The organism is Falsirhodobacter xinxiangensis, assembly GCF_004959935.1.
GTDB lineage: Bacteria > Pseudomonadota > Alphaproteobacteria > Rhodobacterales > Rhodobacteraceae > Falsirhodobacter > Falsirhodobacter xinxiangensis.
This window is the reverse complement of sequence record NZ_SMYN01000020.1, coordinates 23121-46654: the sequence shown is the minus strand read 5'-3', so window position 1 is coordinate 46654 and position 23534 is coordinate 23121. Positions and strand designations below refer to the sequence as shown.

Annotated in this window: 34 protein-coding genes; 5 read left to right on the top strand and 29 right to left on the bottom strand. The window is 62.5% G+C overall.

The features are described 5' to 3' along the window. From E2K76_RS17355 to E2K76_RS17325, 7 genes are all read right to left on the bottom strand, one after another. Positions 1-253 (bottom strand): hypothetical protein (locus E2K76_RS17355; RefSeq protein ID WP_136685711.1); only part of this gene is annotated, 253 nt, incomplete at its 3' end. Continuing rightward, complete coding sequence (locus E2K76_RS17350; RefSeq protein WP_136685710.1) at positions 250-882, bottom strand: hypothetical protein; 633 nt, start codon at positions 880-882, stop codon at positions 250-252. The genes E2K76_RS17350 and E2K76_RS17355, both read right to left, overlap by 4 nt. 6 nt (positions 883-888) lie before the next feature. Continuing rightward, the gene (locus E2K76_RS17345; protein ID WP_136685709.1) at positions 889-4833 is read right to left on the bottom strand and encodes a phage tail protein; all 3945 of its coding nucleotides are present in this window, start codon (positions 4831-4833) and stop codon (positions 889-891) included. Continuing rightward, entirely contained in the window at positions 4833-5219 is a 387-nt protein-coding gene (locus E2K76_RS17340; RefSeq protein WP_136685708.1) for a DUF6950 family protein, read from the bottom strand. Before E2K76_RS17340 ends, E2K76_RS17345 begins: the two co-directional genes overlap by 1 nt. Beyond that, a complete protein-coding gene (locus E2K76_RS17335) occupies positions 5216-5815 on the bottom strand; it encodes a hypothetical protein (RefSeq protein ID WP_136685707.1) in 600 nt (199 codons plus the stop codon). The genes E2K76_RS17340 and E2K76_RS17335 overlap by 4 nt, the downstream gene beginning before the upstream one ends. A 2-nt stretch (positions 5816-5817) precedes the next feature. Continuing rightward, on the bottom strand, positions 5818-6426 hold the full coding sequence (locus E2K76_RS17330) for a hypothetical protein (RefSeq protein ID WP_136685706.1): 609 nt from the start codon (positions 6424-6426) through the stop codon (positions 5818-5820). Further along, entirely contained in the window at positions 6426-8462 is a 2037-nt protein-coding gene (locus E2K76_RS17325) for a tape measure protein (protein WP_136685705.1), read from the bottom strand. The genes E2K76_RS17330 and E2K76_RS17325 overlap by 1 nt, the downstream gene beginning before the upstream one ends. 81 nt (positions 8463-8543) lie before the next feature. Here E2K76_RS17325 and E2K76_RS17320 point away from each other — a divergent pair, with 81 nt between their 5' ends. Together E2K76_RS17320 and E2K76_RS17315 are read left to right on the top strand one after the other, a co-directional pair. Next, on the top strand, positions 8544-8951 hold the full coding sequence (locus E2K76_RS17320) for a hypothetical protein (protein ID WP_136685704.1): 408 nt from the start codon (positions 8544-8546) through the stop codon (positions 8949-8951). Further along, on the top strand, positions 8948-9298 hold the full coding sequence (locus E2K76_RS17315) for a hypothetical protein (RefSeq protein ID WP_136685703.1): 351 nt from the start codon (positions 8948-8950) through the stop codon (positions 9296-9298). Before E2K76_RS17320 ends, E2K76_RS17315 begins: the two co-directional genes overlap by 4 nt. A gap of 15 nt (positions 9299-9313) precedes the next feature. On the opposite strand, the gene E2K76_RS17310 is transcribed toward E2K76_RS17315, so the two are convergent. From E2K76_RS17310 to E2K76_RS20450, 3 genes are all read right to left on the bottom strand, one after another. After that, the gene (locus tag E2K76_RS17310) at positions 9314-9676 is read right to left on the bottom strand and encodes a hypothetical protein (protein ID WP_136685702.1); all 363 of its coding nucleotides are present in this window, start codon (positions 9674-9676) and stop codon (positions 9314-9316) included. Beyond that, positions 9673-10425, bottom strand: coding sequence for a Rha family transcriptional regulator (locus tag E2K76_RS17305; RefSeq protein WP_246033004.1), 753 nt, complete (start codon positions 10423-10425; stop codon positions 9673-9675). The genes E2K76_RS17310 and E2K76_RS17305 overlap by 4 nt, the downstream gene beginning before the upstream one ends. A gap of 81 nt (positions 10426-10506) precedes the next feature. Continuing rightward, the gene (locus tag E2K76_RS20450; protein ID WP_169053371.1) at positions 10507-10659 is read right to left on the bottom strand and encodes a hypothetical protein; all 153 of its coding nucleotides are present in this window, start codon (positions 10657-10659) and stop codon (positions 10507-10509) included. Positions 10660-10764: 105 nt separating this feature from the next. On the opposite strand from E2K76_RS20450, the gene E2K76_RS17300 reads away from it, so the two are divergent. Then, on the top strand, positions 10765-11019 hold the full coding sequence (locus E2K76_RS17300) for an Arc family DNA-binding protein (protein ID WP_136685700.1): 255 nt from the start codon (positions 10765-10767) through the stop codon (positions 11017-11019). Here E2K76_RS17300 and E2K76_RS17295 read toward each other — a convergent pair. From E2K76_RS17295 to E2K76_RS17225, 17 genes are all read right to left on the bottom strand, one after another. Further along, the gene (locus E2K76_RS17295) at positions 11016-11333 is read right to left on the bottom strand and encodes a hypothetical protein (protein ID WP_136685699.1); all 318 of its coding nucleotides are present in this window, start codon (positions 11331-11333) and stop codon (positions 11016-11018) included. The genes E2K76_RS17300 and E2K76_RS17295 overlap by 4 nt on opposite strands. Positions 11334-11344: 11 nt before the next feature. Continuing rightward, positions 11345-11686 carry a GTA-gp10 family protein gene (locus E2K76_RS17290; RefSeq protein ID WP_136685698.1) on the bottom strand — a complete coding sequence of 114 codons (342 nt, stop codon included), beginning with the start codon at positions 11684-11686 and terminating at the stop codon, positions 11345-11347. After that, complete coding sequence (locus tag E2K76_RS17285; RefSeq protein ID WP_136685697.1) at positions 11686-12111, bottom strand: phage tail tube protein; 426 nt, start codon at positions 12109-12111, stop codon at positions 11686-11688. Before E2K76_RS17285 ends, E2K76_RS17290 begins: the two co-directional genes overlap by 1 nt. A 5-nt stretch (positions 12112-12116) precedes the next feature. After that, entirely contained in the window at positions 12117-12473 is a 357-nt protein-coding gene (gene gp17 / locus E2K76_RS17280) for a tail completion protein gp17 (RefSeq protein WP_136685696.1), read from the bottom strand. After that, positions 12463-12996: an HK97-gp10 family putative phage morphogenesis protein gene (locus E2K76_RS17275; RefSeq protein WP_136685695.1), complete on the bottom strand. Its 534-nt coding sequence runs from the start codon at positions 12994-12996 to the stop codon at positions 12463-12465. The genes gp17 and E2K76_RS17275 overlap by 11 nt, the downstream gene beginning before the upstream one ends. Next, on the bottom strand, positions 12993-13343 hold the full coding sequence (locus E2K76_RS17270; RefSeq protein ID WP_136685694.1) for a phage head closure protein: 351 nt from the start codon (positions 13341-13343) through the stop codon (positions 12993-12995). The genes E2K76_RS17275 and E2K76_RS17270 overlap by 4 nt, the downstream gene beginning before the upstream one ends. Continuing rightward, positions 13336-13635, bottom strand: a complete 300-nt coding sequence (locus E2K76_RS17265) for a head-tail connector protein (RefSeq protein WP_169053370.1) — start codon at positions 13633-13635, stop codon at positions 13336-13338. Before E2K76_RS17265 ends, E2K76_RS17270 begins: the two co-directional genes overlap by 8 nt. Position 13636: 1 nt before the next feature. Next, complete coding sequence (locus tag E2K76_RS17260) at positions 13637-14428, bottom strand: hypothetical protein (RefSeq protein ID WP_136685692.1); 792 nt, start codon at positions 14426-14428, stop codon at positions 13637-13639. Then, a complete protein-coding gene (locus E2K76_RS17255; protein ID WP_136685691.1) occupies positions 14425-15801 on the bottom strand; it encodes a phage portal protein in 1377 nt (458 codons plus the stop codon). The genes E2K76_RS17260 and E2K76_RS17255 overlap by 4 nt, the downstream gene beginning before the upstream one ends. Beyond that, entirely contained in the window at positions 15794-15958 is a 165-nt protein-coding gene (locus tag E2K76_RS20445; RefSeq protein WP_169053369.1) for a hypothetical protein, read from the bottom strand. Before E2K76_RS20445 ends, E2K76_RS17255 begins: the two co-directional genes overlap by 8 nt. Further along, the gene (locus E2K76_RS17250; protein WP_136685690.1) at positions 15958-16212 is read right to left on the bottom strand and encodes a hypothetical protein; all 255 of its coding nucleotides are present in this window, start codon (positions 16210-16212) and stop codon (positions 15958-15960) included. The genes E2K76_RS20445 and E2K76_RS17250 overlap by 1 nt, the downstream gene beginning before the upstream one ends. 51 nt (positions 16213-16263) lie before the next feature. Further along, positions 16264-17598, bottom strand: a complete 1335-nt coding sequence (locus tag E2K76_RS17245; protein ID WP_220432284.1) for a phage major capsid protein — start codon at positions 17596-17598, stop codon at positions 16264-16266. Between the two features lie 119 nt (positions 17599-17717). Further along, positions 17718-18314 carry an HK97 family phage prohead protease gene (locus E2K76_RS17240; RefSeq protein WP_136685688.1) on the bottom strand — a complete coding sequence of 199 codons (597 nt, stop codon included), beginning with the start codon at positions 18312-18314 and terminating at the stop codon, positions 17718-17720. Positions 18315-18323: 9 nt separating this feature from the next. Then, complete coding sequence (locus E2K76_RS17235; protein WP_220432283.1) at positions 18324-19496, bottom strand: terminase TerL endonuclease subunit; 1173 nt, start codon at positions 19494-19496, stop codon at positions 18324-18326. 12 nt (positions 19497-19508) lie between these two features. Further along, positions 19509-19994 (bottom strand): hypothetical protein, encoded by a 486-nt coding sequence (locus E2K76_RS20660; RefSeq protein ID WP_220432282.1) that lies wholly within the window; start codon positions 19992-19994, stop codon positions 19509-19511. Then, a complete protein-coding gene (locus E2K76_RS20655) occupies positions 19987-20544 on the bottom strand; it encodes a hypothetical protein (RefSeq protein ID WP_220432281.1) in 558 nt (185 codons plus the stop codon). The genes E2K76_RS20660 and E2K76_RS20655 overlap by 8 nt, the downstream gene beginning before the upstream one ends. Before the next feature lie 273 nt (positions 20545-20817). Further along, on the bottom strand, positions 20818-21168 hold the full coding sequence (locus E2K76_RS17225) for an HNH endonuclease (protein ID WP_136685687.1): 351 nt from the start codon (positions 21166-21168) through the stop codon (positions 20818-20820). A 124-nt stretch (positions 21169-21292) separates the two neighbouring features. On the opposite strand from E2K76_RS17225, the gene E2K76_RS17220 reads away from it, so the two are divergent. Next, complete coding sequence (locus tag E2K76_RS17220) at positions 21293-21766, top strand: hypothetical protein (protein ID WP_136685686.1); 474 nt, start codon at positions 21293-21295, stop codon at positions 21764-21766. A gap of 116 nt (positions 21767-21882) precedes the next feature. Beyond that, positions 21883-22173, top strand: a complete 291-nt coding sequence (locus E2K76_RS17215; protein WP_136685685.1) for a hypothetical protein — start codon at positions 21883-21885, stop codon at positions 22171-22173. A gap of 430 nt (positions 22174-22603) precedes the next feature. On the opposite strand, the gene E2K76_RS17210 is transcribed toward E2K76_RS17215, so the two are convergent. Further along, on the bottom strand, positions 22604-23245 hold the full coding sequence (locus E2K76_RS17210; protein ID WP_136685684.1) for a hypothetical protein: 642 nt from the start codon (positions 23243-23245) through the stop codon (positions 22604-22606). Then, the gene (locus tag E2K76_RS17205) at positions 23245-23511 is read right to left on the bottom strand and encodes a hypothetical protein (RefSeq protein ID WP_136685683.1); all 267 of its coding nucleotides are present in this window, start codon (positions 23509-23511) and stop codon (positions 23245-23247) included. The genes E2K76_RS17210 and E2K76_RS17205 overlap by 1 nt, the downstream gene beginning before the upstream one ends. Positions 23512-23534: the final 23 nt, after the last annotated feature.

The window sequence follows — 23534 nt, the reverse complement described above, 5'->3', positions numbered from 1 at the left end:
CGACAAAGCCGGTATCGACCAGCCCGTCGAAGATGGAACCGCCCCGGCGCAGGTCGCCCCACTCCTTCAGTGCCCAGTAGATGACCGGGATCGCGAAGCGCCCGGCAGCGAACCACGCCGCTACGTCCAGCGGCGCGAGGCTGGCCCCCAGCAGGGCATGCCCAACGGCGATCAGCATCACGTAATACGCTGGCTCATCGGGCTTGGACGGCTGGACGATCTCGCACCAGATGGAACGAAGCGCGGCCCTCACTGGACCGCCCCGAGGAACTGCGCCAGCGCGGCCTCGATCGCACCCACGTCCGATGCACCCTCGATCGCGACCACCGCCCCCAGCCGGAGGGTTTCGAGCTGGGCGGCGGTAAGGCGGAGCATGGCGGCCATGTTGACGTAGACCTGCGCCACCTGATCCGCGTCATCGGCGGTGATGCCGATCTCGGCAGCGACCAGCGGATAATCGGCGATTTCCGGGGCCTCTGCCGCCAGCCAGTCCACTGCCTCGCGCTCTTTCAGCAGGTAAAGCATTTCCTGCCCCGGAATGACGGTGATGAAGCGCGCCCGGATCGCACCCGAGACGGCATTCACCTGCTGGATTGCCTCGGACCGCAGCGCCTCCAATTCCGCCGCCAGATCAGCAGGCGTGCGGGGGTCGATCCATTCCTCTGACGTGTAATCGAAAATGGCCCAGTCGCCGGGTTTCGCTGGGTATTCGACAAAGGAGCCATCCCGCCAGTAAACGCCCTGCGTGATTTGCTCGTCTGACACCGGGAAGGAGATGGTATTTCCAACGCCCTGCATATGCGCAACGTCAGATGGGCACTTTCCGCTTTGCAGGATTTCCCCGCGTTGGTCCACCACGACATATCGCGTGTTTTCAGCCATTTGCGCTCACCTCTTGAATTGCGTGACAGAGATGAACCGTTCGGAGAACGTGCTGCTAAACTCTGGCGTGCCACCACCACCGCCAGAATAGAAAGCTTGGAACTGTATCTGATAATTGGTCAGCCCAGAACCTGCGTCGTCGTCAACTGCAATTCTGACTGCATGGCCGCCTCCTGAACCCCATTGTTTTATCAGGGTGCTGTTTCTGTATAGATACATGATCATGGTTGCGTTGGGGGCCGCGGTAGTGAATGCCGAAATGAGTATCTGGGACGAGTGGCCAACCGAACGATTGATGGTGGCACTCACACCAAATAGCCGCCCGCTTCCGCTGCTGAACGTAACCCTGTCGGGAATTTCGCCGTAGGCGCTCACCGTGACCGCGTTCCCACGTATTTGCAGCGTATCAACGGAAAGATCTGCAATCGCGCCATTCGCGGCAGTGATCGAATTGGCTGCCATCGCATCGGCGGTTACCTGCTTGGCCTTGATGTGCCGCGCCTCGATCGCGTCCGTGTCGATCTTCACCGCCGTCACCGCGTTGGCGAGCAGCTTGTCGGTCGTCACCGCCCCCGCCGCGATCTTCGATGCGATGACCGCCGTTGCAGCAAGGGCATCGGTGGTGACGGCCCCGGCGCTGATCTTGTCCGCCGTGACCGCGCCGTTTTCAATCAGAACTGCGCCGTTCACGCGGCGGGCGGACATTTGGTTCATGAAGACGCCGCCAGACTGGCCGGAAGTGGAGCGGCGCACGTATCCGAATGACACATAGGCCGCGCCTTCGGGGACAGTGAACGTGTGGTCGAGCGGTTGCGGCGAGACGCTGCCGTAAACCTTGTCCGGCGACGATGAAGCCGTTGGACCGCCCACACTTGGCGTGGAATACCAATAGGCAATCAGTGCCATCGTGGCATATGGCGTCGTGCCAGTCGCCCTGACGACCGCAGACACATACCATTGTTCGCCAGGATTGACCGGGATAGGCGTGCTCGGCTGAACGCGGACGCCAGTTCCGGCAGTGATCGTATCTGCAATCACCACCGCCGTGGGGCGTTGCATGTTCGAAGGTGTGGGTTGCCTGCTGATGCCCGAGGTGGTTCCGAGGAGGTTCCAATATCCAGAGTTTTCGGCGCTATAGTCCGGGTCGAGGATAAGGTTGGTGAAATCCATCACCAGCAACTGCTTCGCCGTAATCGCATTGGCCGCGATCTGATCCGCGCCCACGGCCCCGGCTTGGATTTTGCCGACCGTGACCGAGTTAGCCGCCAGCTTCTCCGTCGTGACTGCGAGCGCGTCCAGCTTGGCCGTCGTCACCGCGCCCGACGCGATCTTGTCGGCTTCAACCGCACCGGCGGCCAGCTTCGCCGTCTCCACGGACCCGGCTTGGATCTTGACCGCCGTGACAGCGTTCGACGCGATCTTGTCTGCAATGACCGATCCTGCGGCCAACTTTTCCGTCTCGATTGCGCCCGCCGCGACCTTCGCCGTCGTCACCGCGCCATCGGTGATCTGCGTGCCCGTGATCTGCCCCGTCAGCTTTGCCGCCGCCACCGCCGCAATCTGGTCGTTCGTCAGCTGCCCCGTAACCTTCGACGCCGCCAGTCCCTCAATCTGCGCGCTGGTGATCGTGCCGGTAATGTCCGCTGACGGCACCGCAGCGGTCCAGCCCGTGCCGGTGTTGCGATACAGCTTGTTGTCGGTCGTCAGGAAGACCAGCCGCCCCTTGGTGTGCGGTGCGCCCGGCAGCGCGTCCAGCACTTCCGCCGGGCGGATGCCCTGCGCGAACTTTGCGATGGTGATGGCCCCATCGGGGATGCCCGCATAGATCGTCGTGACCCACTGCCCCGCCGCCGCGTCCCAGCGATACAGCACGCCCTCCGGCAGCTTCATCACGATCTGGTTCGGACGGCCCGTCGCGGGCAGCGTCGTGACAGCTTCGATCCCGGCCTGCGCGGCAATGTCGCGCATTTCGTCGAAAACCTCTTGGGCAATGTCGCGCTCGCCGAGACCGACATTCGGCGCAACGACCGCCAGCCAGACACTCCAGATATTGTCGAACGCCTTGCCCACCATCCGCGCGCGGACCTGATAGGCCTCGTTCGGCAGAATCCCCTCAGCGATGACCAGCCGCCCCGCCATCACATCGGTGATGCTGCCGCGCAGGAGAGGATCGGTCGCGCCCGAAAGCCGGACCTCCCATTCCAGACCATCCACGTCCTGTAGATCGTCGGTGTCCCATGTCAGCAGCAGCGCCGGGCGCCGCGCGACGCCGTCGGCATCGGTGATGATCAACGGGGAAACCGCGAAATCCCCCACCTCGACCACCACCGGCCCGGTCCAGATCGGCGGCTTCGGCGCATAGGGCAGCTGGAACCCCGGCTCCCAGTCGTAATCCGCCGGATCGCGCTCGCGCAGGCTGGCCGTCACAAGCTGGGTGACAGGATCAGTCGTGGTCTGCACGACCTCGAAGATTTTGTCCTCGTAGCCGTTCCGCTCGCTCGACCATGCCAGCGCGTCCAGCGGCTCCAGAACGCCATAATCCGGCGGCAGGGTCACGACATGGCGGCGGAAGCGGCGCTCTTCCTCCACATAGGCCCGCGCGAGGCGCTGGTTCTGCGCCTGATACGGGGCAGCGGGCAGCGACAGGTTGGCGATCAGCTCGCGCCCCTGATCCTGCGCCGCATAGTCCGCGCGCACATGGATCGGGGCCTCCACGGCCTGCCAGCCGCTCGCCGGATCGGGAAAGCTGATGCTCGCGCCGTTATAGGTCTTGTCGAGGCCGGGGAACTGCTCGTGCGTCTGCTCCTGGCTGATGATGATGTCGTCATCGGTCAGCCACGCCACCGGCACGCCGGGCGCGCCGACGCGGATCTTCCACGTCCCGCCCATCTCGGTCAGCTGGATCGACGCGGCGCTGCATAGTTCCTCGATCACCGAGGCCGGTTCATCCGCGACGGAAATCTCGTAGCTGGTGCGCCACGCCTTCTCCGACCCGCCCCCTGCCAGCGCAACCGACGCGTCACAGGCGTTCATGCCCGCGAACCACGACGATGTCGGCAGTTGCTCCGCCCGCGCGCGCCCGCCATAGACCCGCCCGCCGGGCAGAGAGATGCCTCTCAGAAGGTTGTAGATTTGAACGGCGGTGTTCTCGGTCCGCTCATAGGTCGCGGGCTGGCCCCACCGATGCGCGCCACTGCCGCCCGCCGTGCTGTCCTTGCGCGGGTCGTAGAGCGGGATGCCGTCCACGATGAACTGCACCTGCGGAAAGCCCGAGAACAGCGGCTGCTCCAGCTGGAACGTCACGATGGCATAGCTGATGCCCGCACCGATCATGCTGGACGTCCACGGGCGCTCCGGGTGGTTCCGGTATCGGTTCACCAGCCGCCCATCCGCCACCGTCTGCGTGCCGTCGACGAACCGCACCCAGCAGGCAATCGTATCGCTGCCGTCGATCCGAACCTCGCGCCCGTATTCGCGCCGCTTGCCCGCCGCGTCGTTCGCGCCGCCGAAGTTGGTGGAGCCGTCCCACGGGATTTCCGTGCCGAGGATTTCCGTCGTGCGCCCGTCGATCAGCAGCCCTGCGAGCCCCTGCCCCGGCGCGCCGCCAAGGTGGATGACGTATTGCAGATACGGGTTCGGTGTTTTGTGGCCGGACCGGGAATGGGTATAGGGCGGCGCGACAGCCGCCCCCGCCGTCGCATATCGCCCGAGGATGAAGCCGTCAGGGTTGATGTCGCCGCGCGCGGTGCTGCTGGACCGAATGCCGGGGTTCTTCTGCCCTTGCGGCTTCACCAGCGCCTGGGACAGAGCCGACAGAGCCACGGACGTCAGCAGCCGCCCGGTGATGCCGGTCGTCAGAAACGATCCGAGGCCCGCGAGGGAAACGCCGCCCGTGAAGGCTGCGAAGCCGATGGCTGCCGCGCCGACGAGAACCTTTGCCACCTTCGACATCAGCGCACCTCGAACACGCGCAGCGCCTGCGCCATATCGACCACGCCGAAGCCGCGCTCGGTCAGCACCTGCACGTGATCGCCAGCGCAGATGCCCAGCGCCAGCCCATCCTCGCCCTCGACCACGGCGATATCACCCGGCATGGCATCCGCGATGCTTGCCCGCTCCGGCAGATGCGCAGCGATCAGGGCGACATGGTCGTCATAACCCAGCTTGCGGACCTGCCGCAGCCCGCCCGCATAGGTGCGATAGCGTCCGGCCAGCCCTTCGCTGATGTCGCGCCCCGTCGCGGCCAGCACCCAACCCGTCGCGAAGGTCGCGCAGTCATGCTGCCCGAGCTTGAACGGCATGCGCGCGGTGGAGCGGATGTAATCGTGCAGTCTCATTTCGCTCCCCACGGATCGCCCTTCGACCCGCTGATCTTCGCGTATTGCAAGAAGGCGTCATTCGGCGCGCGGGCGCGCAGGCTCTCGTCCGACCGCTTGATCGCCAGCGGGCGCGTCAGAAGCGCGGCGTTGGACAGCACGCGCATGCCCACCGTCGCCTCGCCTCCGATCTGCGGGGTGGTTATGGTCACGGCATCGACTTCACCGTCCACGACCATCTCCGGCGCGGCCAGCAGCGCCCCTGTCTCGGTCGAAAACTCGGCCCGATGGATCTCGCACGGGGCCAGACGGACCTCATAGCCTCGGATCGCCAACTCAACCTCCGGCGCGATGCCGGAAAGGCTGATCTGATGCTGCCGAACTTCCATGCCGACGCCCTGCACGATCTGATCCAGCGCCAGCAGCCCGCCCGCGCCGTAATAGAGTCGGGACGCCCCGCCAACCGTGAACTCGCGGTGATCGTCGCCGGTCCAGAAGCCGATGGGAGACGCGGCCCCCGTCTCCCGGTCTTTTGCGCGCACCCAGACGAGGTGATGCGAGATGATGCCCGCGCGCTCTGCACGAGCGGCGGCGATTGCTGCGGGAATGGCGCGCATGGTTACCGGAGGGTCTGCTGGATATCGAAGGAGATGCCGGTGATCAGGTCGCCGGGCTGCGCGGTCCCGGCGTTCACGCTGCCGGGCACGATCAGCGCCTTGAACCACGGCTGCACCACGCGCACCGCCGCGCCCACAGCGGCACCGGGGCGGATGTTCGGCGTAACCTCCAGCAGTCCGCCGTTGTTCGCGACGACGCGGTGGAAGGCGTATCGGATCGGGTTCGTGCCATAGGTGAAGGACAGCCCGTCGCCCGGCTCCAGCGTGCCGCCGCTCAGACGCATCTCGCGGCTGTTGGTGCTGATCGCCGCAATGGTCAGGCCGGTCGTGGCACCCGCAGCCGGCCGGTCCACCGGATACGGCGTGACCAGCAGCGTCCGCCCCGGCTCGCGCAGAACGTTCAGCCGCGCCCGAACCGCCTCTGCCTGCCGCGCGGTCATGGGCGTCAGGTTCACCGACCCCTGCCACAGCCGCGCGCCAAGGCCCGCCGTCAGGACCGATCCGCCCGCCGTGCGCCCGCTGACCTGCATTGCCTCGCCCAGATCGAGCGAGCACGACGACACGGGCAGACCAGCGAAGAAGTCGGCGGCGAGGGGAAACACCAGCGCCATCAGCGGAACCTCGGGTTTTGGTTGATCTGCTGGAGGCGCTGCGGCATCGCCTGATCGTAGGACGATACCACCGCCGAGGCCGTGGCCGCCGAACGGCGATCTACGAATGCGGTGAGGTTGCCGGACTGCGGGTCAATGCCGACCGTCACATGCACGTTCTCACCGCCGCTGGCATTGTCGGCCATGCGCTTGCTGATGTCGTGGGGGATGATCTGGGTTCCGCTCGGCAGGTTCATCAACTCGCCGCCGCGCTCGTTCACCCACGACCAGCCGCCGCGCCAGTTGTTCGTGCCGTTGGCGTTGCTGCCGATGCCAAACAGGCCACCGATGAACCCGCCAAGGCCGCCCCCCTTGCCTCTCGACCAGAGGGCATCGAACGCTGAACTGGCGGCCATCTCAGCGAGGCTGGACAAGACGCTGCTCAGCACGTCGCGGAACTCCCCGCCCCGCGCGGTCAGGTCGGCGAATGCGCGTCCGAGGGTGTCCTTCATCTGATCGCCAGCGACGTTGATTTCTTCAACCGTCTGCCTCAAAGGCTCCATAGCTGTTGCGGCGCGTCCTCCACCGGACGCAGCAGAGTTGCCCACGCCAGCCAACGCAGCGTTCAGACTGTCAGCCGCCGCAGCGGCCCCTCCGGTCGAAACAGCGGCCTCATCCACTGCCCCTTTCAGCGCGTCCACTGCGGCTTTGGTCCGTGTCATTCCGTCATAGACAGTAGCGGCCGCCCCGAATGATTCCGCAGCCCATTGCTGAACGCTCGCCGAGGCACCCCGCAGCGATTGAGAAATGGGGTTCGCCGCATTCAGCTGAAAATCCGCGCCGATACCGCTCAGCATCGAGTTGAACGGCCCCAGCATCGAGTTGATGAGGTTATCCCACTGGTCGAAAATCCACCGGAAGGCGTCGATAAATGATCCGGCGATTGCCCACGCCGCGCCCTTCAATATGTGAACCAGCGCCTGCCCGCCCTGCCCGATCTCAGCCCAGACGGAGTTCACGACGTCGCCGAGAAGGTTCATCGCATTGCCGAAGCCGCCCGCGCGCTGCGTGAGCAACATGAACTGGTGGACCATTTCTCCCGCGCCGACGACCAGAACGCCGATCCCAGTCCTGGCGATTGCCGTTCGCAACAGCGTCAGTGCGGCAGTGAAACCCCCGGTTGCGGCAGTAGCCGCGATGGTTGCCGCCCGATATGTGACCCAGCCGGCAGCCGCAGTCGCCGCATAGGTTGCCACCCGGCGCAGGTTGTCGGCCAGCAACAAGATCGCCTGCGCCACCCGGCCCGATGCGCCCGCCCCTTGATCCATCTGCCCGATAAACACCACGAAGCTATCGCGCAGCCGCCCGAGGGCTTGGCTGATCGTTGGCATCGTGCGACCGAAGGTTTCCTCCAGTTCGTCTGTCTGCGACAGGATCGCGTCGAAGAACTGTTTGGAGGTCAGGTTTCCGGCCAGCATGATCTGGCGCAGCTTCGCGACTGATCCGCCCGCCTCGTCGATGCCTTTGGCCGCCGCAAGGGCGATCGGATAAGCGCCCTCGACGATCGAGTTGAACTCCTCGGCCCGGACGATCCCGCCGCCCATGGCCTGCGAAAGCTGGAACAGCGCGCCAGCGGCTTCCTGCGACGATCCGCCGGCCTGAGCCAGCGCAAGGCCGATGTTCTCGGTGAAGCGGAACACGTCGCGCTGGTTGACGCCCAGCTCGTTCGCCGAGATTGCCATGCGCTGATACAGCTTGACCGTGGCATCCAGCGGCGCGCGGGTGCGGCCCGCGATGGCGTTCAATTCCTCCATTGTTCGGTTGACCGCCGCCTGATCGCCTTCCAGTGCCCGCAATGCGTTCTGCATCTGCGTGAACTGGTCAGCCGCAGCCGCCAAAGCGCCGACGCTGAACGCGCCGGCCATCGATGCGGCAAGCCCCCGGATCGTGGCCGCAAAGCCGTCCGCCTGCTTGGAGGCGTTCCTCAGACCGCCTTGGAAGGCCGCACTGTCAAGGCCCAAGGCAACCCGAAGGTTGCCGATCACGCTGCTTGCCATGTTTTACCTTGAGTTGAAGCCTCACATTGCGAATATCCCGCTGATTCCTATTTCGGATCAGTGGATGCGAGGAGATTTGCAATGAAGTGGTTGATGATTGCCGGGGCCTTTTTAGTCCCGTCTATGGCGTTCGCCCAAGAGGCTTGCTCAAACGGGAAGGACGATATTCTGCTGGTGACCGACTACTCGTCTGCTCTGGCAGACGGTTCGTTCATGAAGGAACTGCGGTTGGGTGTTTCTGTCGCCAACGTGTCGGATAGGTCTATCCGAATGGTGGATGGCAGCATCGTTTTTCAAGACGTTCTAGGCAGGGATATCCTTCGGATCGCCTTCAATCCTGACATGAAGATCGATGCCGGGGGCACTGTCGAACAAACAGGTATATACAGCAATCTGCGTCTAGCGGACGTTGCGAAAGAAGATGTCGTCATCTCTACATGTATCCGGGGGCTGGTATATGACGATGGCGAAGTGGAGAAGTTCAGGTGACTTCCGTAACCATCCTTCGAGCGGCGGGGCAGGCCTTGCTTCTTTCTGCCTCCTGCGCTTTCGCTCAATCCTCTGAGGCGGTTAGCCCAGAGTTTGAGACTGCCGGAATGCAGTTGGCCATCTCTGCGATGTGCCGCGCTCAATTTGGCGATAACGAACTATTTGATATCGCATTCCGCAACTTCGAAGAAGAAGCGAGGCGATTGGACGACCCCCCGAGCGATGAGCAAATCAAGCAGGCTCGCCACGAAATGGAAACCGCCGAGGCGACTGAGCCAAATCCTTTCGCAAAAGGCATATGCGCAAAACTGCGGGAGCACCTTATCCCGTTGGAGACGGCCCCCTGAGGGACCGTCCTATCTTTAAGCCGCCAGCGCCTGTGCTTCATTCCAAAGCGCGGGTGCCTGACTGTGATCCGGCAGTCCATGCTCTCCTCGGCACGTATTAGCGATGACCTTGCGGACAAAGTCGGCAGCGTTTTGCGCGGGCATCTCGATGATGTCGTCCGCGATTCGCCACATGCGGTCGTGCTGCGGCGTCCATTCGAAATCGTCCATGCCGCGCGCCTCATCGGAATTGATGAAAGCGTATAGGGCTGACCATTCACGAAACATCGCGGCGATCGGCGTTTCGGCTTGTTCCGCCGCGATGGCGGGTGTTGCGCCGACTAGCAAGGCGGCGAAGCCAGCGGCAGGTGCCGAGCGAAGAAGGTTGCGGCGGTTCATTTTGGCGCTCCCTCTTTCGAAAAGACGGCCGCCAGACGCGCAAGGCCTTTAGCCGTGACCATCATCTGCGGCTTCGTCACGTTCTCGCCTACTCGTTCGTCGAAGTAAGTGCGCGGCTTGTGGGTCAGGTAGCCCGCGTTTCGCTTATCAACGTAGGCTTGCAATTGGCCGACACCGTTCTGCCGAAACGCCCAGCCACGGGTTTCGAGCCAGCGAATGAACTTGCGCTCCGGCACCTCCAGAACCTTCGCCGCCTCGCGCACCGTCATCGACCCTTCCGAAGCGTCGAGGACGTCGAACGCATCAGCTTTCGGAGCCATCACTTCGACCTTCGCCTCAGCGATCTGGGTTCGCTGGGTGTAGCTCGCCAGAAGGGGCATCAGTTGAGCCGGGTCGTTCAGATCAATCGCGACCGGCTGCGATTGCGCCTTAAGGATTGCCTCCATCTTGTTGAAGGCTTCGAGGAAGCGGATCTTCCACTCCATCGCCTTCTCTCCGGTGAACCCCATAACGAGCATCGAATATCCGTCGCGGGTCATCTCGTAGTGGGAAGTGCTCTCGCCAGTTAAGTCATTGTTTTTGAACGACGCAAAATTGCGCTGACCCCAGACCGGTTCTTTTTCCACCATATCTCGGATGGCGCGCAGAACGTCTGCATGACGTTTTCCGAACCGCTCAGCGATGATTTTCGAGGTCGTCCGCAACGCTGGCGTCACGAGGTCATTGAAATGTTGAGGGTTGAGTGGCATATTCACAGCCAGATACCTTTCTTAGACGGTTGGGTTTCATTAAAGGCCATTGGGGTTGCAGCCCCGGTGGCCTTTCTCGTTTCAGGCCTTGACGTGGTCATCTTCCATCGCCTTCGCCAGAATGCGGTTGATGACATAGTTCTGCGACCTGTCTTCCCGCTTCGCTTTCATCTTGATCCAGTCCTGAAGGTCTTCGGTCATCCGAAGCCCGAACGGAACGCGCTGCAAGCTCACTTCACTTCTCCTTCCACATAGTATCACCGTAACTCCACATTACCGTGATGCGATTGCACGTCAAGCAGAAACATTACAGTAATGCGGTCAGCGAAGGGGATTCTCATGGCAACTGTTGGACGCGGCGCAGATCAATACACCGTCCGTTTCCCAGATGGCCTCAGGGATAAGATCAAGAACGCCGCAGACACCAACAACCGCAGCATGAATGCCGAAATAGTCGCGCGTCTTGAGGCTTCCTTTGACGCGGGGATCGCCGACCCGGCTGACGTCGTTCGCATCATGAAGATGATCGCAGATCATACGGAGGCGGTTAAGGCAGTCTCAGAAAAGATCGATCAACTCAGACGCGACCGCTAACGCTCCTCCCGCTTGCCATAAATCGTCCCTCTGGCCTGCCATTCGGCAAGCGTGACCCTGGGCAGCGTCTCGCGGACAAGGCCGAGGGCGATGCCCACGTCCATTTTCTCGCCCGGCTGCCGGAGAAGGTCTTTCAGCTTCGGAAGCTTCTTGATGCGCGTCAGCCCCGCCGTGAGATAGGCGGTGGTCGTGGCCTGCTGCTGGTCGCGCCTGATGCGGGCCTGTGCGCCTCGCATGTGGATCTGGAAAAGCCGGAGCGTCAGCGACCAGAACGAGGCAGGATCGAACCCAGCCTCGATATAGGCCTCCAGCATGGCCGGGATGGTCAGGCCGCCCGCTTGGCCCCGGCCGTGCCCTTTCCCCCGGCATCCTTCTCCGGCTCCGGCGCAGCGGCTGCCATCAGACGGCCCACGACGGTGGGATCCTCCGACAAGATGTCGCCCGCGACCGCCACGCTGGCGTCGGGGTGGTGCCGCTTCATTGCCGCGTGGATGATGGCCCGCATGACCTTCAGGCTGGCGACGCCGCCCTCGGCGTTCTCGAACGCCTTCATCGGGTCGATGCCCGTGGCGTCCTCGAACTCGATCATCGCGTTCATGTCCATGCGCAGAGTGTAGGTTTCCCCATCCGCCTGCGCCGTGACTTCGCCCATGAAACGGTTCGCCATCAGACCTCCACAGCCTCCGACAGACGAAAGGTGGCCGTCGCCGTCATCTTGTCGCTGACCGGGGCTGTGCGCCCGTAGCCGCTCAGATAGCCAGAGAACACCTCCGGCGTCGGCGTCTCTTCGATGGGCGCGGGCAGCGTGATCTCGATCAGCACCTGCTCGCCGGTGGCCTTGATCGCCAGCAGCAGCGCATCGGTGGTCGATCCGGGGATGTGGTTCAGCGGGATCGAAACCTCGCCGCCGTCGATCAGCCCAGCGATGAACTGCTTGCGCCGACCGGGCGACTTCATGTGCGTCACCTCGATCTCATCGACCTGCTCATCCGGCATTTCGATGTCGCCCACCAAGGCCAGTTCGGTCCAGGTGGGGGTTGCACCACGACCGATCCGGACCGTGGAGCCGTAGCCGATCATACCGTCAGCCATGATGCTTACCTCTCGTAGTTGATCATGAAATCCAGCGAGGCGCGATGCAGGGGCGTCGTGTCGCTGGTGTCGTAGCTGTCCCTGACGCTGTCGAGGAACACGCCTTGGAAGCGCCCGCCGCGGTAGCCGTTCAGCCCCGTGCGGATGGCGTTGGAAATCTCTTTTGCGCGGGCATAGGTGTCCGCATAGGTGTCGATCTGGACCCGCGCCACCGACAGCCCGTCCGGGCCGCGCATGTGGGGCGCTTCGACATCGCTGATGGTGTTCAGCACGACGCCGATCAGGGCCTTGGCGGGCTGCTTACCCCAGTTCACCGGGACATCGACCAGAGCCAGAACCAGCACGCGGAGGTCAGTTTCCATTCTTCGCCGCCCTCTTGGCCGCGCGGGCCACTGCCTTGTCGATCTCGGCCCGCAGCATCGGCGCGATCCGATCGACGGTGGCCTTCGCTTCGGTTTCCCATGCAGGGCGCATGAAGGGGTCCGGCGCGTGGTTGCGCGTGCCGAACTCCTGAAACACCCCGTAGAACGACCCGCTGCCGACAGTCGGCCCCATGAAAAGCTGCACCGGCGGATTGACCCCGCTGGCCCGCGCTTCCCGGCGCGCATCCCGCATCGCCGCGACCGACGCGCCCTTATCGCCGCCCGTCGCGCGCATGGTCCGCGAATAAGCCGCTGCCCCAACCTCACCCACGGTCCGCGTGCTGATCTTGATGCCTTCCGAAAGATCGCCCGTCCGGATAGGTGCCAGCGCCTCGGCCTTCGCCCGCATGGGTTCCGCCGCCTTCGTCAACGCCCGCCGCATCACCGCCGTCTGCGTTGATCGCTTGGCGATCTGATCGAGAGACGCTTGAAGCTCCTTCAGCCCCTCGACCTTCATCTTCATTGGTCGCTCCGGGCGCTGGCCGTGATCTCTAGCCAATCTCGCCGGCCGATTTCCTTGATGCCGACTATGTGGAACGTCTCACCTTCGCTGATCAGTCTGTCCCTCGTTGTCACACCGCGTGTCAGGCTATCGCTGCGCACGGTGAACCGTGTGCGAAGCTCGGATATGTTGGCCTGTGCGTGGTATTTCTCGCTATCGCTGACGTCCTGCCGTTTGGCCCAGCGAGGAGAACCAACATCGGACCATGTTTCGACCTCGGCGTATCCGTCGTCGTTTGTGGTCACCACCTGAAACTGCACGCGACGGTCAAGTTCTCCAGCTGATAGAGGGGTGTGAAAACTAGGCAAGGGTCAGCATCCTCAACGGATAGAGCAGAGACTTCACCGGCGCGGGCAGTCCAGTTTCGAATGCGCCCTCTACGTCGTTATCGGGGCCGCGCAGCAGGTGGCCGACAAGCATGACAGTCGCAATCCTGACCTGATACGGCACATCGTCGTCCGCCGCTTCAGTCGGCAGCTTGATATACTCTGCAATAGCCTCGCTAGCAGCGATGACCAGCTGATCGAGGATCAGGTTCTGGTCATCGCTGTCGATGCGCAGCATTTGCTTGACCTGATAGATGTCGGTGAACTGCCGCATTTCAGGCCCCCTTGGGCTTGAGGTCACGACCATCGCGGCCTTTCTTGACTGCCATCCGCCACCCCTTGCCAGTGTCGGGCCGCCCTTCAGGGCCGTCTTCCTGCGCAATCCAGAGCGATCCGCCGTAGCTGACGGCATCGCCCTTCAGGTATTCTCCGTCGGCACGATGAACGCCCATGTCGGTGATACCCGGCAGCCGCACCGTTTTGACCAGGTCCCCGCGCACGAACTTTGCGACTACACGGCCATGGGCGTCAGTGTCGAATTCCATATCTTCGAAGCCAAGTCCGTCCCGGCCATTTGCACCGTCGGCACCCTTCGCTCCGTCAGAGCCATCGCGACCATTCATTCCGTCCTTGCCGACGACAACGCCAAGCGCTTTGGTGTCGCCGTTCGACATGGTAAGGACAAGGCCACCCTCGCGATCGATCATCGCGCCTGCGAGGCCGATGCCGTCCGACCCTTTCTCGCCGTCCTTACCATCAGCCCCGTCGCGCCCATCAGCGCCCGGCGCCCCATCCTGACCATCGCGTCCATCGGCACCCTTCTCGCCCGCGTCGCCGCGTGCGCCATCAGCGCCGTCTTTGCCGTCAATCCCATCGCGGCCATGGGCACCCTCTTTCCCCGGAGAGCCATCTGCGCCGTCCCTCCCGTCGGTGCCGTCCTTGCCATCCTTTGGCACAGGCATGTCGGCCAGCGCCTTCTCCAGCGCGTCAATGCGGGCCAGCAAAGGTGTGGTAGCTGCCTTGACGATGCCCGCCAATTCCTGCCCGAACGTCTCCGCGTTGATCATGCTGCCTCCAGCGCCTTCCGAAGGGAAAGCAGGGTTTCGGCGAAGAACGCACGCTCAGCGGTCGCTTCTTGCTCGGGATTGGGTTCAGGGGCCTCCGCAATCGGCGGCGCGGGGGGGGCGACAGACTGCGCGATCAGAAGCTTGTCGCGCGCGGCGATCGCCTCGATGCTGTGGTCCTGCTGCTGGAGGTAGATGGTATTGCCGCCTTCGACCGGCGCGGCGTCCAACTTCCGCCGCCGCTCATCCAGCGTCAGGACAGATTTAGATTTTTCCAACACGTCCATCTGCGTCAGGCTGTCCATGCGCAATAGGCCGTCGATGTCGAAGTCCACGCCGATGGTTGTGCCGTCGAAACCGAGAGCGGCATCGAGGCAGCTTTCCGCGTCCTCGATCAGTCCCTGCAAGGCTTGGCTGTAATACTCGACATTTAGCGACTGGAGGTTGTTAGCGGTCGGCATCGCGCCCAGCCCGACCTTGTAGAGCGGAACACCGTATGTCGTTGCAACCGTCTCCGCTGTCCACTTCAGCTGCTCAACAAGCTGGCTATCGACGGCGGTCACTGCAATCGGCTGGAACGTCAGCCCATCGCCGAGGACGGCGACCTTACCAGCGTTCTGGCCACTATACCCCTTCTGGAATTCTTCCTTGAGGCGGGTAGCTGTATCCTTCGTGATCTCCCCCGGTGCAGTAAGGACACCGCCGGGTCGAGACTGGTTCGAGAAGAACACCGAAGCATTCTCGCTGATCCTCTGCGACTGCGTCCCGCTCAGGGCGTTGGCCCACAGGGGCGAAATCCCCACCAGAGGGTGGAAAAGGCAGTTCCATCGGTCGTGAATGATCTCAGACGCAGGTACGACCACATCGGCTGAAATGCTGGACAGGTTGTCCACCGACAGGTTGTAGAAGACCTCACCCGCGTCGCTCACCAGAACCTGCACCAGCGTCGGGTCCAGCACATAGAGGCCTGTCACCACGCCGCGACCATCCCTCTGCTTCAGAACGTAGGTGTTGCCGCGGGCCAGCTTCGACAGGAACCATGCTTCGAAGAACTGATTGCGGGTCTGGAAGCCGTTCGGTTTGCGCAGGACGACGCTTCGCGGGTCAGCGCTTTCGACCTCGGACCAAACGTGCGCCGCCTTTCGCATCAGCCGAACGCGCAGTTTGGATATGTCGCGGGAGATCATCGACTGGCAGCGGAAAATATAGGGGTTGGCGTAGAGCGCATCGCGATCCAGCACGACATTCCGCTGCCATGCACCCGCAAAACTCTCGTATATTGCGCCCCATCCTCCTCGCCCGGAGGGGACGGACGATACGCCCTTCGTGCGAGGCGCGAGCGCGCGGCCGATACCGGCGATCAAGGAGTTAGCCATTGGTTACCCCTCGGCTGAGAATGGCCGCAAAGAACATCAGGAATGCCGCGCCGCAAATCAGCGCCCAGCCGAGACCGAACAGCAGATAGACACCGCCAGAGGCAGCGCCGGCGCTCGCAAGGGCAAGGGCGATAACAATGGCGGCGATGGCGGGCATCAGTCTTCTTTCGCCTCAGCGATCTTCGATTTCAGCGTCTCGACATCCCAGCCGTGGAACGGCTTCTTGCCCACGACGTCGGCATATTCCGCGCGCACCAGTTCCAGCTCATCGGCCGCCTGAGCCTCGTCCAGAACGCGGGCCTTGCCGATACCGACCAGAACGCGAACGTCGGTCGGACGCGCTGCGAACTCCGTGCCCGTGGCCATCGAGCGATTGTTGTAGCGCAGCGGCTTGGTGGTCATCATCTTCATGGGAACCTCCTTCGGATTGGCGGGGCACCAGAAGCGCCCCGCCCGATTTGATCAGCCCTGAGAAGCCGCCGGAGCGCCCCATGCGACGCCGGTCAAGTAGGCGACAGCATCGGCGCGACGACGCGCCCAGCCAACTTCGCGCTCGGCACGGAACGCCACGCTGTTGGTTTGGAACATCGACACGACCGAGGTGCCCGTGGGCGTGGTCGAGTTCATCGTCGGCGCGTTGTCCATCTGGAGCGACGCCTCGCGCGACATATCGACCGTAATGCCGCCCTCGTCCGCCAGATAGATATCGCTGGCGTTGACCAGCGCGACGATGCCAGCCGGAACGTGCTGCGACACGATCACCGGCAGGCCTTGGAGGGTGCCGCCGGTCATCGAGACACCGGGGAATTCGAACTGGCCCAGCGGGTTCACCATCATGCCCAGGGCGAGCGCGGTGGTGGCCTGCATGATCCACACGCCCGAGGTCGGAGCGTTGTTGGCGGCAATGAAGGCACCGAAGAGGGCTGCGATGTCTGCACGAACATCGTCAGCGGTGCTGCCGGACGACGCGATGCCGGTGACGCCATTCAGGATCGACGCCGGCGACACACCGGCCACCGCAGCCTTAGCCGGGTTGATAAAGTCGATGTCCAGGCGTTCGCGCAGCGCGGCGGCGAGTTGGTCGCGGACGATCAGTTCGGCCGACGGGCTGGAGTTGCGCAGCGTTTCCTCGGTCACAACCGCGATATTGGCGACCTTCGTCGGTTCGATCACGGTGCGCGAGAAGTCGAACTTTGTCAGGGGCTTGGCCTGACCTTCACCCACCCAGTAGCCGTCGCCGCCCGACGTCTGCCCGATCAGGGCGGTGCGGAACGGAACCCGGCGCAGCGAAGGAACCGGCGCGGTGCCAAAGCGGCCCATGATCGTCTGCGGGCGCAGGAACTCCACGAAATCCGCGAAGATGCTGGTTTCATCGCCCACAAGCGGGCCAGCCCATGTCGCACCCGTGGTCGTGCCGGCGGGAACCGCAGCTTTGGCGACGACGCCGTAGACTTCAGAGTCCTCGCCGTAGAGGTGCTTGGCCACCTCTCGGACGCTTTCACCATCCAGCTTCGCGAGTGCCTTCACCTTCGCCAGACGGGCAAAGCCAACGCCCTTTTCCAGCTTCGGCTTTACGCGCGCGGCCACGGTGGTGGTCGAACGGCTTTCGGCAGCGGACTTGGTGCTGGTCGCATCCACCGGCTTAGCTGTGGCCGCGTCCATAGCGTGCATCGCCTTCAGGCGGGTCAGGTGCTTTTCGACGGCGGCGTTTTCCTGCTCCAGCTCATCGAACTGGTCCTGCGCGTCGGCGTCGAGAGTTTCGCCCTTTTCCGAAGCGGTATCCATCAGGGATTTCATGGTCGCGACGTTCGAAGCGCGTTTGGCCTCGAAAGCAGCGATCTGCTCAAGGTAGGTAGCCATCTTGTGGCCTTTCTATGTGAAATGACCCCGCCCACGGGTCGGATCAGGGCGCCCGTTCAGATGTTGATCTTGCGGATCACGAACGGCTTTGCCCGGACGCGGGCGGAACCATCCAGCTTGACCACAGGAAGCGTATTGCCGGACGCGGCGGCTTTCTGGGCGGGCTGGCGGATTGCGGCGGCCTGTTCAGGCTTCGCCGCAAATTCTTTTACCGTGGCGATGTTCGCCTCGGCATTGGCGGGAATGGTGACGGCCGACAATTCGAGCCATTCCCACTCCTGAAACTCTACACCCCAAGATCCCTCGATCTGGGCTACTTTAAGTCCGCGAAAGCCAATCGAAAGACCACGGACCAATCCAGCGGCCATCAGCTTCCAATAGCGGTCGATTTCCTCGGTGACACCGAGCGAAACCTTGGCGACGACCTCGATGCCTTTGTCCGTCACCTTCGCTTCGGTGACATGACCGATCGGGTCGGAATGGTTGTGCTGCCACAGCAGAGGGATAGGCAGCTGATATTTTGCCCCGGTCGGCACGACGACGTCGTCCATACGGTCAGGCGTCGGCGTGGAAGCGATGCCGGTGATCGTTCCGGTAGCTTCGTCCAGCGCCTTGATCTCAAGCGTCGAAAACGCGCGCTCTTTGCGTTCCATCATGGCCTCCTAGACGAACATGATCTGATATTCGGGCTGGCGGGCAGCCTCCGGGTTACGGCACATCACCGCCACCGCGTCGAAGAGCGCCATTGCGGGGTCAATCTTCGCGTCACCCGCCGTCGCCTTGGTGGCGCGAATGGCGGTCGCTGTCGGCTCGATCTTGATGTTACTGATGCACCAATCCATCATTGCGGAGCCGTCGTGCAGCAGCGTTCCGTTCGCCAACTTCCGCTCCGCGGTCTTGATGGCGTTCATCATCTGGTAGCCCTGCGAGACGCCGACGACCTTGTTGGCCTCCTGCGTCACGCCGATCTCCGCCAGAGCATCCACGAACTCTCCAAGCCCCGCAGGGTCAACCGCCACGCTGGCAAGGATGCCGCGCCGGTCAACGTCACCGATCAACTCCACGATCTGCGAGATGTCTTCCAGCTCATCCCCGACAATCGTCAGGTGGCCTGACCGCTCGAAATCTCGTAGCCGCGCCGCAATGCTCTTGCGCCGGTCCAGAACGCCCCTGTGGCACCACGCATGATGCCAGGCCAACCAGTCCTTGGTCTTTCGGTCACGACCCAGAACACAAAGCCCGAAAAGGTCGTCCAGCCCCCCGCCGTCGATCCCGACAACTACGACCTCGCTACGATCCAAAACGCTCTCAAGCGTCAACTCGTCGCTCCTCGGCCGCCAGAAGTCCGCCCCCGGCCATCTGTTCGCCCGGAGGTTCATCCCGATCTCAACGTTCAAATGCTTGGCTAGGAACGTGGCGCGAGTGCCGGCGTCCTTCGCCAGCTCCTTACCCATTTCCCGCTCCAGCCACTCCTTCGACACGGACCTCCCCATGTTCGGGTTGGTGATGTAGAAGTTGGCGGGGTCCATGAACCCCTCTGACTGAACGATCGCGTCCGGGAATTCGTAGAGCACCGGCAGGAAGCGCCTGTCCTCAATCTTTCCATCCCGCACGTCGCGGGCGTAGTCCAGCTTCTCCTTGAACACACCGGCAGGCGGCGCGTCCGATTGCGTCGTCAGGTAGATAACGAAACCTTCGGGCCGCGATACTAGACCGCCGGTAGCCTCCCGAAACATGGCGTCGGCTTTCGGCTTCGACCCGAACAGCCAAAGCTCGTCGATCAGGATGCGACCTGCTTTCTTACCCGATACCGTGTCATTGTCCGCCGCAACCACCTTCAGGGACGATCAAGTGACGCGGTGCCGGATCGTCCTCTGGTGATCGATCACATGCAGAAGATCGTTAAGCTCTTCGTCGGCGCGCACCATGGCCGCCGCTGGGTTGAAGCTGTTCCCCGCGACCTCGATCGTAGGCGCTAGGATGAGTAGTTCGTCCTCTTGGCGCCATCCCGTTATGAGCGCCGTAAGCATGATGCCCGCAGCAATCGTGGACTTCGCATTCTTCTTGCTGATGAGCAGCATGAACTCGCTGATCAGCTGATTGCCGCTTTCTGGGTCGTTCGCGCCAAAGATCGCCGCAACGAAATCGAAGATCCACGGCTCGCAGCACTCGCCGAACGTCGGCTTTCCGGGAAGGTCTGCAACCCGAAGTGCCTTGAACACCTCCAGCGCATATTCTGCCTCGTTCGGGAACAGCGGTCCGAATGGGATCAGGCCACGCCCCGCGACGATCCGTTCCTGCCAGTCCGGGCAGGCCGTGGACCAGTCAGCCATTGTTTACCGCCAGCTTCGGACCGCCGCGGGGCGTGAACTTGCCCGCCACCTTCTCGGCCGCCGCCTGGCGCTGCGCCTTCTTGCCTTCCGGTGCCTGTGCCTCGTTCCACGTCTTGAACGCGGTCGCCAATGCCTTCACGACGTTTGCGCGCCCCGGCAACTCGATTGCCTTCATCATCGCCGCCCGGCGGCGCGGATCTTCCTCATGCGCTTCGATCATGTCGGCCAGATCGGTATGGTGCGTGGTGACGGCGTCCAGCTCAGCCAGCAGTCGGAAGATCAGGTTGTGGCCGCGTCCCACGATCTGCGTGGGGTCGGTGGCATCGACGCCCGCCATCATCACAGGGTCAGCGACAGGATCAGGAACCCTGCGAACGGGTTGCGAACCCTTTGCGTCGGGCTTGCGAACCCATTTTGCCTGCTTCGCCCTCTTCCGAATTGCCGTCTCGGAGATCTGATACCAGCGTGCAATCTCGCGAACCGACCAATCACTGTTGGCATAATCTTTCTCGATGCCCGCCCAATCGACCGGCTTTTTTTCGTCTGCCATGTCAGGTTCGCGCCTCGGTTCGCAGGGGTCAAAGGCCCCAGCAGGGAAAAAATATTTGCGTGTTACCCACGCGGGTCTAGAGGCGACGCCCGATCAGGGTTCTTGGGCACCCCCCCCGGCGTTACCCCGTGGCCTGAGCGATTTTTCGCGCTCACGAGTTTCATCTGGATCGCGGCTGATTTTTATACTCGCCCATAACTTTCGCATACTTCCGCGAACGGGCTTGGCTTCGAAATCGCCGCGCAGGACAGAGGGTAAGCCCTCATAACTTTTCTACAGTTTCCGCCGCTCCATGCGCTGCTTGGCTCCATCGTGGCAGCCCTTGCAGACGCACCAGATGTTGTCTGCGTCCCAGAACATCGCCTCGTTGCCTCTGTGCGGCGTCTTATGGTCGGCCACCAGCTGCGAAGTTTGCCCCTCTAGCCTTCCGCACATGCCGCAGGTGAAGCCGTCACGCACGAGGATGGACCAGCGCAGCTTCTGCCAGCGGCTGGTCTTATACCACTTGCGCCAATGGAGGGCTTCGTCCCTCTCGCGGTGACGCGCCGCCTCACCTGCTGGCATACGTCCGATGCGTGGGGCTATGATTTTGATGACTGGCTTGATGGTGGAGATTTTTACCATATTGCGATGTAGCCCTATTAACACCGCCGCGCTCTATGCGACGTGGAGGACAGGGGCGGAGGCTATGATGCTTGAGCAGTGATCACTGCTTCCGGACCGATCGAAACACACGAGGCAAATTGAGATGAAAGAGTTCCTGACATACGCTTCCATCGGCGCGATTATCGTAATCATGGACTTTGCCGGGCTGTCGAGAGACGTAATCATCGGATGCGTAGTCGCCGGCTGTCTGGGTCTCTGTGCTTTCTATGGATGGCTCTATTGGATTTCGCACAAGGAAAACATGGAACGACTGAACTCCCTCTCGCCGCAAGAGCGCCGCCTGTTAGAATTCCACGTGTTTCGGAAAACCCATGCGGTCCAACTACAATCCGCTTTGGCGCATGTCTTAGCGGCGACCTATGAGGGCAGGTCTTCGACGCGCTTCACCGTCCCTCTGAGCAGCGTAGCCATACTGCAAGAATGGGGAAGCTTCGCAGGAGTTAAAGTAGTGGCGCTGAATGAAGGTCGGTACATTAAAGACCTAGATGAGCGCGAAGTATGGCTATCGGTTTCAGGTATCAAAGATTTGCCCGATGACACGACGAAGTGGTTGTAGATGTCGCCGGAACCCTAGCAATGACTGTTCGACGCATGTGCTGGCCGTGATCATGTTGCATACATTCGACCTTTTGCATACAGCGCAAGCCGTCAACTATATGCAAGGATTACGTTATGTCCAAACTTCTCAATGAAGCTCCGGCTGGTTTGAAACTTTTAGTGGCCACTATGGTGCTGGCTCTGACGTTCTTCGGGGTCGCTTTTTCGATACCATTCCCCGCAGGGACCGTGAAAGAGAAAGCAGCAGCTCTATTCGGTATTGGGAGTTTCGGGCTTTCAGCCGCCTTGGTTCTGCTTGAAGTCGCGGATTACAAGAAGATTGACAACAGCTGGACAAGGGTGGTGGGGTTTGTCCTTTTTCTTCTAGCAATCGGACTTTTCGGCTACGGCGCGTTCCGCACTTAGCCCACGCTTTAGCGCCGCCCGCCGGACATTCCCGTCTTCGAACACCCATGGCGCCCCGGCAACGAGTTGAGGCTTGCGCCCATGTCAGCTTATCGGTTGTGCGGATGACCGTTTGAGTTGCCGGGGTGAAGATAGGGACCCACCGGGATTGCGCTTGCGTCAGATGCGTGGCGGGTCGTGGGGTGAGCGTGGCGGTGGTGATCAACTCCACCGGGCCAGTATCGCAGCGGCTCTTCTCTGGTCTGCGAGCTATTCCGCGCTCAGGTGGCAACGATCCGCCGGGGTAGTTCCAGCGCTTGCGGTCGGCCGGGAGAAGCCCAACCCGAAATCGTCACCGCCAGAATTCGGCATGCAAAAAGCGCCCGAGGTTTCCCTTAGGCGCTTGTGGTGGCTCAGCATGATAAGCACGTTAGACAGATTTTGTGCGGTGTCAACGCTTTTCCGCAATATCTGCGAGACGTCGCAAAGCGTTGAGTACCTCGCGCCCGTGAGACGTCGGTCCAGCATCCCACAGCGTCGGGCCGACCTCACGGCGCGCAGCTTGTAGCAGCGACTGTTCATGGCTGGACAAGAAGCCGAGGCTGCCGCGCCAGCGCATCCAATTGTTGACAGCGTCCCGATCCCGCTCGTCGGGGCTGCGGGTGTCAATGGTATGACCCTCGTCGGTCTGCATGGGTTCCGGCAGCATGGCGATGGCACTGGACGCCGGGGTTTCAGCCTGCCCGAGATACCGCAGCCGATATGCCCGCTCAGCGGCGCCCCAGCCTTGCCACGTATCCCACAGCCTGGACACCTCGCGATCGCCGCAGCACGCCTCCATCACAAAGCCAATGTCGCAAGCCATGTGCGGGCCGCTGACCTTGTGGCGGTTGCTGCGGTTGGGGGTTAGGCCGAAGCGGATGCAGCGGACGTTCAGGGCGGCGTTGCGGGGATCTTCCTGCGTCTTCACGAAACGCCCTCCTTCTCGGGTCTGCTCTTGGCGGCGCGGCACGGGGGCAAGGTCAAAGCCCGCCATAGACTTGATCGCGCGGGCGTGCTGCTTCTTCCGGCGTTTTTCGGCGTGGCTCGCCATTATGCTTTCTCCTGCTCGGGGGTGGGTGCGATCACGGCGGGGAAGTTGCACGGATCTGCGCCGAACTGGTCGACCATCATCTCCAACAGATCGACGGCCGCCTGCCGCGCTTGGTGCATACCCTTTCCGCCGGAATAGACGCGGACGCTCGCCAAAGTCGGCAGGTGCGTGGCGGTGATCCAGCACGGGTTCGGGCCGCAGTGCCACATGCCACTGATGGGCTTATCGTGGGCGACTTCGATACGGATCACTTCGGCGTCCATCATTGCGGCCTCCTGGGTTTGCGGAA

Bases quoted from the DNA above. Each gene is read 5' to 3' on its own strand.
- E2K76_RS17350 (WP_136685710.1), bottom strand. From the start codon at position 882: ATGGCTGAAAACACGCGATATGTCGTGGTGGACCAACGCGGGGAAATC.
- E2K76_RS17345 (WP_136685709.1), bottom strand. From the start codon at position 4,833: ATGTCGAAGGTGGCAAAGGTTCTCGTCGGCGCGGCAGCCATCGGCTTC.
- E2K76_RS17340 (WP_136685708.1), bottom strand. From the start codon at position 5,219: ATGAGACTGCACGATTACATCCGCTCCACCGCGCGCATGCCGTTCAAG.
- E2K76_RS17335 (WP_136685707.1), bottom strand. From the start codon at position 5,815: ATGCGCGCCATTCCCGCAGCAATCGCCGCCGCTCGTGCAGAGCGCGCG.
- E2K76_RS17330 (WP_136685706.1), bottom strand. From the start codon at position 6,426: ATGGCGCTGGTGTTTCCCCTCGCCGCCGACTTCTTCGCTGGTCTGCCC.
- E2K76_RS17325 (WP_136685705.1), bottom strand. From the start codon at position 8,462: ATGGCAAGCAGCGTGATCGGCAACCTTCGGGTTGCCTTGGGCCTTGAC.
- E2K76_RS17320 (WP_136685704.1), top strand. From the start codon at position 8,544: ATGAAGTGGTTGATGATTGCCGGGGCCTTTTTAGTCCCGTCTATGGCG.
- E2K76_RS17310 (WP_136685702.1), bottom strand. From the start codon at position 9,676: ATGAACCGCCGCAACCTTCTTCGCTCGGCACCTGCCGCTGGCTTCGCC.
- E2K76_RS17305 (WP_246033004.1), bottom strand. From the start codon at position 10,425: ATGCCACTCAACCCTCAACATTTCAATGACCTCGTGACGCCAGCGTTG.
- E2K76_RS17300 (WP_136685700.1), top strand. From the start codon at position 10,765: ATGGCAACTGTTGGACGCGGCGCAGATCAATACACCGTCCGTTTCCCA.
- E2K76_RS17295 (WP_136685699.1), bottom strand. From the start codon at position 11,333: ATGCTGGAGGCCTATATCGAGGCTGGGTTCGATCCTGCCTCGTTCTGG.
- E2K76_RS17290 (WP_136685698.1), bottom strand. From the start codon at position 11,686: ATGGCGAACCGTTTCATGGGCGAAGTCACGGCGCAGGCGGATGGGGAA.
- E2K76_RS17285 (WP_136685697.1), bottom strand. From the start codon at position 12,111: ATGGCTGACGGTATGATCGGCTACGGCTCCACGGTCCGGATCGGTCGT.
- gp17 (WP_136685696.1), bottom strand. From the start codon at position 12,473: ATGGAAACTGACCTCCGCGTGCTGGTTCTGGCTCTGGTCGATGTCCCG.
- E2K76_RS17275 (WP_136685695.1), bottom strand. From the start codon at position 12,996: ATGAAGATGAAGGTCGAGGGGCTGAAGGAGCTTCAAGCGTCTCTCGAT.
- E2K76_RS17265 (WP_169053370.1), bottom strand. From the start codon at position 13,635: ATGCGGCAGTTCACCGACATCTATCAGGTCAAGCAAATGCTGCGCATC.
- E2K76_RS17260 (WP_136685692.1), bottom strand. From the start codon at position 14,428: ATGATCAACGCGGAGACGTTCGGGCAGGAATTGGCGGGCATCGTCAAG.
- E2K76_RS17255 (WP_136685691.1), bottom strand. From the start codon at position 15,801: ATGGCTAACTCCTTGATCGCCGGTATCGGCCGCGCGCTCGCGCCTCGC.
- E2K76_RS20445 (WP_169053369.1), bottom strand. From the start codon at position 15,958: ATGCCCGCCATCGCCGCCATTGTTATCGCCCTTGCCCTTGCGAGCGCC.
- E2K76_RS17250 (WP_136685690.1), bottom strand. From the start codon at position 16,212: ATGAAGATGATGACCACCAAGCCGCTGCGCTACAACAATCGCTCGATG.
- E2K76_RS17245 (WP_220432284.1), bottom strand. From the start codon at position 17,598: ATGAAATCCCTGATGGATACCGCTTCGGAAAAGGGCGAAACTCTCGAC.
- E2K76_RS17240 (WP_136685688.1), bottom strand. From the start codon at position 18,314: ATGGAACGCAAAGAGCGCGCGTTTTCGACGCTTGAGATCAAGGCGCTG.
- E2K76_RS20660 (WP_220432282.1), bottom strand. From the start codon at position 19,994: ATGGCTGACTGGTCCACGGCCTGCCCGGACTGGCAGGAACGGATCGTC.
- E2K76_RS20655 (WP_220432281.1), bottom strand. From the start codon at position 20,544: ATGGCAGACGAAAAAAAGCCGGTCGATTGGGCGGGCATCGAGAAAGAT.
- E2K76_RS17225 (WP_136685687.1), bottom strand. From the start codon at position 21,168: ATGGTAAAAATCTCCACCATCAAGCCAGTCATCAAAATCATAGCCCCA.
- E2K76_RS17220 (WP_136685686.1), top strand. From the start codon at position 21,293: ATGAAAGAGTTCCTGACATACGCTTCCATCGGCGCGATTATCGTAATC.
- E2K76_RS17215 (WP_136685685.1), top strand. From the start codon at position 21,883: ATGTCCAAACTTCTCAATGAAGCTCCGGCTGGTTTGAAACTTTTAGTG.
- E2K76_RS17210 (WP_136685684.1), bottom strand. From the start codon at position 23,245: ATGGCGAGCCACGCCGAAAAACGCCGGAAGAAGCAGCACGCCCGCGCG.
- E2K76_RS17205 (WP_136685683.1), bottom strand. From the start codon at position 23,511: ATGATGGACGCCGAAGTGATCCGTATCGAAGTCGCCCACGATAAGCCC.